Here is a 6,688-nt window from a genome sequence, read left to right as displayed (position 1 = left end):
AAACGAGCCGAGCATCGCAACGGGACACCACCCGCACCTGACACCGTCACCATCACTCGGCAGGACAGAACTTAAGTCACCAACATTGGGCCTAACCCCCGTACGTGGCCTCGGACTCGCCCAGCACCGCGGCGAAGTCCGAGGCCAGCCGCCGCGCGTCCGGCTCCGCCAGCGAGGCCGTGGTGATCCGTATGGCGGGGCCCGTCCCGATCCGGAACCGCTGCCCCGCCGCCACCCACCACCCCTGCGTCCGCAGCCCGTTCACCACCGCCGACTCGTCCCGCACGGGCACCCACACGCTCAGCCCGCTCAACCCGTGCGCCGGGAGCCCGTACCCGGCCAGCGCCTCGACCAGCGCCCCGCGCCGCTGCGCGTACACCGACTGCGCCCCCGCGACCAGCAGCCGCGCCCCCGGGTCCACCAGCACCCGCGCCACCGTCTCCTGAAGGATGTGGCTGACCCATCCCGAGGTCAGCAGCAGCCGCCCGTCGTGCCGCGCCAGGGTGGTGGCGTCGCAGGCCAGCGCCGCGAACCGCAGGTCGATCCCGAACTGCTTCGACACCGTGCGCACGTGCGCCCACCGCGGCAGCCCGCCCGTCGCCAGGGACTCCAGGGGCACCCCGGAGACCTCCGAGTTGTGGTCGTCCTCGATCACCAGCACCTCCGGGAACCCCGCCAGGACCGCCAGCAGGTCCGCCCGCCGCCCCGGCGTCAGCCGCCCCCCGGTCGGACACTGCGCCCGCGGGCTGAGCACCAGCGCCCGCGCCCCCGCCTTCAGCGCCCGCGCCAGCTCCTCCGGCCGGACCCCCTCGTCGTCCACGGCCACCGGCAGCATCCGCAGCCCCAGCGCGGGCACCAGGTCCAGCAGGTGGTGGAAGCCCGGATCCTCCACGGCCACGGCGTCCCCGGGCCGCAACTCCACCGACAGCAGCCGCGCGATGCAGTCCAGCGCCCCGTGCGCGAAGCTCACCGACCCCTCCGGCACCCCGTCGCGCGCGAACCACTCCCGCACCAGCTCCTCCAGCCGCGGCAGCCGCGGACTGCCCCGGTGCGAACCCTGTACGGGCAGCACCTCCGACGGAGGCGCCAGTACGGGCAGCAGCGCCGGATCCGGATGCCCGCCCGCCAGGTCCCGCAGCCCCTCCGGCACCCGCGGCGGCCGCCGCGACCCCACGGCCGGCGCATGGGCGACCACGGTCCCGCCCCGCCCCCGCGTGACCACGATCCCGCGGGTCCGCAGCTCCTTGTACGCGGTCGCCACCGTCCCGGGACTGACCCCGAGCCCGTCCGCCAGCCGCCGCACCGGGGGCAGCGCGGCGCCCGGTGCCAGGGCGCCCTCGGCGACGGCCCGCTCGACGGAGCCCGCAATCTCCCTGGCGGTCGACCCACTGAAGGAATATTGTTCTGTCACGTACTGAAGTATGTATCAATACATAACTCTCGTCCAGGGGGACACGTGAGCATCCGAGACCGCAGAGCCGCACTGCACGCACGCGTACCAGGAGGCCGCGACGGCCGCCGGATGCTCGTGATCTCCTTCGTGGACAAGATCGGCACCGGCATGTGGGCCGGCACCGCCGCCCTCTACTTCGTCACCGTCGCCCACCTCGGCATCGGCAGGGTCGGACTCCTCATCGGCGTCGCCGGAGCCGTCGGCATCGCCGGCGCCCCGCTCGGCGGCCGCCTCGCCGACCGCTTCCCCCTCACCCGCCTCCTCCTCGGCCTCCAGCTGATCCGCTGCCTCGCCGCCCTCGCCCTCCTCACCACCCGCGAGTTCGGGCTCCTCCTCGCCTACTGCGCCGCCGGCAGCCTCGCCGACCGCGCCGCGAACGTCCTCACCAAGCTCTACGCCGCCCGCGTCAGCGGACCCGACCGCGTCCGCTACCAGGCCCTCAGCCGCACCGCCATGAACATCGGCTACGGCATCGGCGGACTCACCGCGGCCGCCGCCCTCGCCGTCGGCACCGTCGCCGCCTACCGCTCCCTCCTCCTCGGCGAGGCCCTCTCCTACCTCGCCATGGCCCTCCTCACCCTCCGCTGCGGCGAACCCCCCTCGCCCACCCGCGTCCTGCACCCCGCCCCCGCCGAAGGCGAACCCGCCGCCGCAGCGCACCCCGCCCGGACCCCCAGCCCGTGGCGCGACCGCACCTACCTCCTCTACACCCTCACCGAGACCGCACTCTTCCTCGACGACGCCATCTTCAAGATCGGCATCCCGCTGTGGATCGTCCACGCCACCGAGGCCCCCCACGGCCTGGCACCCCTCCTGATCGTCCTCAACAACGTCCTCGTCGTCTGCCTCCAGGTCCCCCTCGCCCGCCTCGGCACCACCACCGACGCCGCCCGCCGCCTGCTCCGCCCCCTCGGCCTCGCCCACCTGCTCGGCTGCCTCGCCCTCGGCGCCTCCGCCTTCGGCGGCCCCTGGGCCGCCACCACCGCCCTCGTCCTGGCCGCCGCGGCCCTCACCTTCGCCGAGATGCTGCACGCCGTCGCCTCCTGGGAGCTCTCCCTCGCCCTCGCCCCCGACGAGGCCCAGGGCGCCTACCTCGGAGTGCACGGACTCTCCGCCGCCGCCCAGCGCAGCGCCGGCCCCCTCCTCGCCACGGCCGCCGTCGCAGCGGGCCCCCCGGCCTGGGCGGCCCTCGGCCTCGCCCTCGCCGCCACCTGCCTCGCCCAGGACCGCCTCGTCCGCTCCGGCCTGCGCAGCACCCCGCTGTCAGAGCCGAAGGTTACGGTGAGTGAGCACTGAGAAGCGCTCCGCTCACCACACCGTCCGGGGGGACACCATGGCGCACCCGACCCGCCACCACACGACCGCAGCCACCACAGGGACCGGCAGCCCCGAGCGGGCGGGGACCCGCACTGCCCGCACCGCCCGCAGGGCCCGCGGCCGCAGTCTCCGCCGCGCCCTCCACCGCGAAGCCCCCGTCACCCTCGGCCTCCTCGCCGACCCCGAGGACTTCGCCGCCATGGCCGCGCACCCCGGCTTCCCCTTCCCCCGCCGCCCCGAGGGGCACGCCCGCTACCTCCGCACCGCCGACGGACTCCTGAAATCCCTCGCAGCCCGCGGCCGGCACACCACGGTCACCCTCCTCGACCCCGAGGAGTTCACCCGCTACTGCGCCGAGACCGGCCTCGACCCCGGCAGCGCGCGGGCGCGCACGTGCTTCACCGCCGAGCTCGCCCGCACCGGCCCGGCGGTCCCGTACGAGGGCCAGCCCATGACCGAGCTCCTCGCCCGCCTCGTCGACGAATCCGTCCGCCAGGCCACGTGGGAGTACGCCACCCTCCTGCTCGCCGGCCTCGGCCCCTGCGCCGACTGCGGGGCCGACATCGGCCACAGCACCCTCGACCGGGCCCGCCGCGTCCTGGACCGCCTGCTCTCCGGAGCCGGCCCGGGCGCCCACCACCTGGTGTGCAGCGTCCCCACGGAAGGCGACCAGCTCACCGCCGCGCACCACACGGACTCGGACGAGCGCACCCGCCTCGACTTCGTCACCGTCCTCGCCGCGGGCCTCGCCCTGCGCCGGCCCGGGGGAGTGGTCCTGCGCAGCACGGCCCCGGACCGCCCGGACCGGCTCCACGGCTGGCGGCTCGCCGGGGGCGAAGTGCTCCCCATCTCGGCGGCGGAGGTGTTCAACGCCTACTGCACCGACGCCGACACCGGCGACCTGCTCCCCCCGGAGCCCGGCGTCGAGTACTGCCCCGGGTACCCGGTGGACGAACCGCACCCCCACCACTGAGCCCGCGAACCGTTCCCCGCGCCCGGAACCGGCCCGCGAACTCGGGACCAACCGGTGACCGACGACCCCTCCACCGGGCCCCAAGCCCTGCCGGGAGTACGGAAAGGGGGCCCCTCGCCACTCGGGCGAAGGGCCCCCTCAGGGCCTGAAGCGCGTCAGGTCACTCGCCGGACAGCACCGCCTGCGCGGCGATCCGGGCCTCCTCGGCCGTGTCCGCAGCCCGCGCCGCAGCCGCGGCCCGCTCGCACTGGGCGAGCGTGTACTTGGCCAGCGTCGCGCGCACGTAGGGAATGGAGGCCGCACCCATCGACAGGCTGGTCACGCCCAGACCCGTCAGCACACAGGCCAGCAGCGGGTCCGAGGCGGCCTCGCCGCACACGCCGCAGCTCTTGCCCTCGGCCCTGGCGGCCTCGGCCGACATGGCGATCAGGTCGAGCAGCGCGGGCTGCCACGGGTCCTGGAGCCGGGAGACGGCACCCACCTGCCGGTCGGCCGCAAAGGCGTACTGCGCCAGGTCGTTCGTACCCAGCGAGAGGAACTCCACCTCCTGCAGGATCGAGCGCGCCCGCAGCGCGGCGGAGGGGATCTCCACCATCGCGCCGAACTTCGCCTGCAGCCCCGCCTCGCGGCACGCGTCCGCGAAGGCCCGGGCGTCGGTCCGGTCGGCGACCATCGGAGCCATGACCTCGAGGTAGACGGGCAGCCCCTCGGCCGCCTTCGCCAGCGCGGTCAGCTGGGTCCGCAGCACCTCGGGGTGGTCCAGCAGCGACCGCAGGCCGCGCACGCCGAGCGCCGGGTTCGGCTCGTCCGCCGGAGTCAGGAACTCCAGCGGCTTGTCGGCGCCCGCGTCCAGCACGCGCACCACGACCCGGCCCTCGGGGAAGGCCTCGAGCACCTTGCGGTAGGCCTCGTACTGCTTCTCCTCGGACGGGGCCTTGCGGCTGTCGTCCAGGAAGAGGAACTCGGTGCGGAACAGGCCCACGCCCTCGGCGCCCGCCTCGACCGCCGCCGGCACGTCGGCCGGACCGCCCACGTTCGCCAGCAGCGGCACCTTGTGCCCGTCCGAGGTGGCACCCGGGCCCGAGGAGGCGGCCAGCGCCGCCTTGCGCGCTGCGGCCGCGGCCTCCAGCTCGGCCCGCTTCTCCGCCGTCGGGTCGACGAAGATCTCGCCGGTGCTGCCGTCCACGGCCACGACCGTGCCCTCGGCCAGCTCGCCGGCCCCCGGCAGCGCGACCACCGCGGGCACGCCCAGGGCCCGCGCCAGGATGGCGCTGTGGCTGGTCGGCCCGCCCTCCTCGGTCACGAAGCCGAGCACGAGCGCCGGGTCGAGCAGCGCGGTGTCCGCGGGAGCCAGGTCACGGGCGATCAGCACGTACGGCTCGTCGCTGTCCGGCACGCCCGGCATCGGCACGCCCAGCAGCCGCGCCACGATGCGGTTGCGCACGTCGTCCAGGTCGGCCACGCGCCCGGCCATGTACTCGCCGGCCCCGGCGAGCAGCTCGCGGTAGCTGGCGAACGCGTCGTACACACCGCGCTCGGCGGTGCTGCCGACGGCGATCCGGCGGTCGACGTCGGCCATGAGCTCAGGGTCCTGAGCGATCATGGCCTGGGCCTCCAGCACGTGCTGGGCCTCGCCACCGGCCAGCTGGCCACGCGCGATCAGGTCGGCCGCCACCGCGTCCACGGCCTGACGGGCGCGCCCCTGTTCGCGCTCCGCCTCCTCCGCGGCGATCTGCTTGGCCGGCGGCTCGAGGACCGCCGTACCCATGTGCCGAACCTCGCCGATCGCCACACCGTGGCTCACGCCGACGCCTCGCAGCGTTGTCTCCATTTCACCCGTCTCCGATTGTGCGGCGGTTGCGACGCCGCGATGGATGTCCGTCCCGCCGCCTCGGCGGCGCAGAGCCGTCAGGCCCAGTTGAAGAGCGCGTCCCCGGCCTTCACATCGCCCTCGACGAGGTCGGTGAGCGCGTCCGCGGTGGCCTCGAGCGCCACGATCGGGCAAATGGGGGACTTGCCGGCCGCTTCGACGGCCGCCGGGTTCCAGCGGATCATCGCCTGCCCGCGGCTCACCGTGTCGCCCTTGTTGACGAGCAGCTCGAAGCCCTCGCCGTTGAGCTGAACGGTGTCGATCCCGAGGTGGGTGAGCACACCGTGCCCCGCCTGGTCGACTACTACATACGCGTGCGGGTGGAGGGAGACGACCACACCGTCTACGGGGGCCACCGCCTCCGAGGGCTCGCGTACGGGGTCGATGGCGGTGCCCGGACCCACCATCGCTCCGGAGAACACCGGATCGGGCACTGCCGCGAGTCCGATGGCACGCCCGGCAAGAGGGGACGTCACGGTGGTCATGGATGGCCTCCCAGGGGGTGGGGCTTCTACGTGTCGCCGCCCGTACCTGTCCTGGGCGGCGTACTCGTGAGAAGCGTATGTCATGACAAGTCCGGGTTCTCCCTGATCTGTTCCGCAGGAACGGACCCTCGGGACTAGTGGACTAGACCACTAGACCATACGCCCGCGACCCACGCCCGTGTCGATTTGCCCGCGCCCCCCGGCTGCCTGTACTGTCTTAACTCCTGCCTGACCGCACATGTGAACAACACATGAACCAAGGTCGGCGGGCATCCCACTTATTAGCTGGACCTAAAACCTGGCCGCATTCTGCATGCCTGCAGAATCATGTGGTCAGGGAGACGGAAAAACGCTGATAGAGTCGGAAATGCCGGAAGGAAAAAGCGCGAAAGCGGTTTGGACTGGAAAGCGCCGAGGAAATCGGGTCCGGAAAGATCTGATAGAGTCGGAAACGCAGGAACGAAGGAAGCGCCCGGAGGAAAGCCCGAGAGGGTTAGTACAAAGGAAGCGTCCGCACCTTGAGAACTCAACAGCGTGCCAAAAATCAACGCCAGAAGTTGATACCCCGTCCATCTTCGGATGGTCGAGGT

5 protein-coding genes are annotated in these 6,688 nt (G+C 73.3%); 2 read left to right on the top strand and 3 right to left on the bottom strand.

Features of this window, described 5'->3' with window-relative positions:
* Window positions 1-91: 91 nt before the first annotated feature.
* On the bottom strand, window positions 92-1,411 hold the full coding sequence (locus tag ACZ7JZ_RS35760) for an aminotransferase class I/II-fold pyridoxal phosphate-dependent enzyme (RefSeq protein ID WP_470947284.1): 1,320 nt from the start codon (window positions 1,409-1,411) through the stop codon (window positions 92-94).
* A gap of 45 nt (window positions 1,412-1,456) precedes the next feature.
* Here ACZ7JZ_RS35760 and ACZ7JZ_RS35755 point away from each other — a divergent pair, with 45 nt between their 5' ends.
* Window positions 1,457-2,749, top strand: a complete 1,293-nt coding sequence (locus ACZ7JZ_RS35755; protein WP_470947281.1) for an MFS transporter — start codon at window positions 1,457-1,459, stop codon at window positions 2,747-2,749.
* Window positions 2,739-3,743, top strand: coding sequence for a hypothetical protein (locus ACZ7JZ_RS35750; RefSeq protein ID WP_470947279.1), 1,005 nt, complete (start codon window positions 2,739-2,741; stop codon window positions 3,741-3,743). The genes ACZ7JZ_RS35755 and ACZ7JZ_RS35750 overlap by 11 nt, the downstream gene beginning before the upstream one ends.
* Before the next feature lie 160 nt (window positions 3,744-3,903).
* Here ACZ7JZ_RS35750 and ptsP read toward each other — a convergent pair whose 3' ends face one another.
* Together ptsP and ACZ7JZ_RS35740 are read right to left on the bottom strand one after the other, a co-directional pair.
* Window positions 3,904-5,574, bottom strand: coding sequence for a phosphoenolpyruvate--protein phosphotransferase (ptsP, locus tag ACZ7JZ_RS35745; RefSeq protein WP_470947276.1), 1,671 nt, complete (start codon window positions 5,572-5,574; stop codon window positions 3,904-3,906).
* A gap of 77 nt (window positions 5,575-5,651) precedes the next feature.
* Window positions 5,652-6,098 (bottom strand): PTS sugar transporter subunit IIA, encoded by a 447-nt coding sequence (locus ACZ7JZ_RS35740; protein WP_470947273.1) that lies wholly within the window; start codon window positions 6,096-6,098, stop codon window positions 5,652-5,654.
* Window positions 6,099-6,688 lie beyond the last annotated feature (590 nt).

It is taken from the genome of Streptomyces sp. NPDC038213 (genome assembly GCF_055600495.1).
This window is presented reverse-complemented; position numbering and strand designations above follow the sequence as displayed.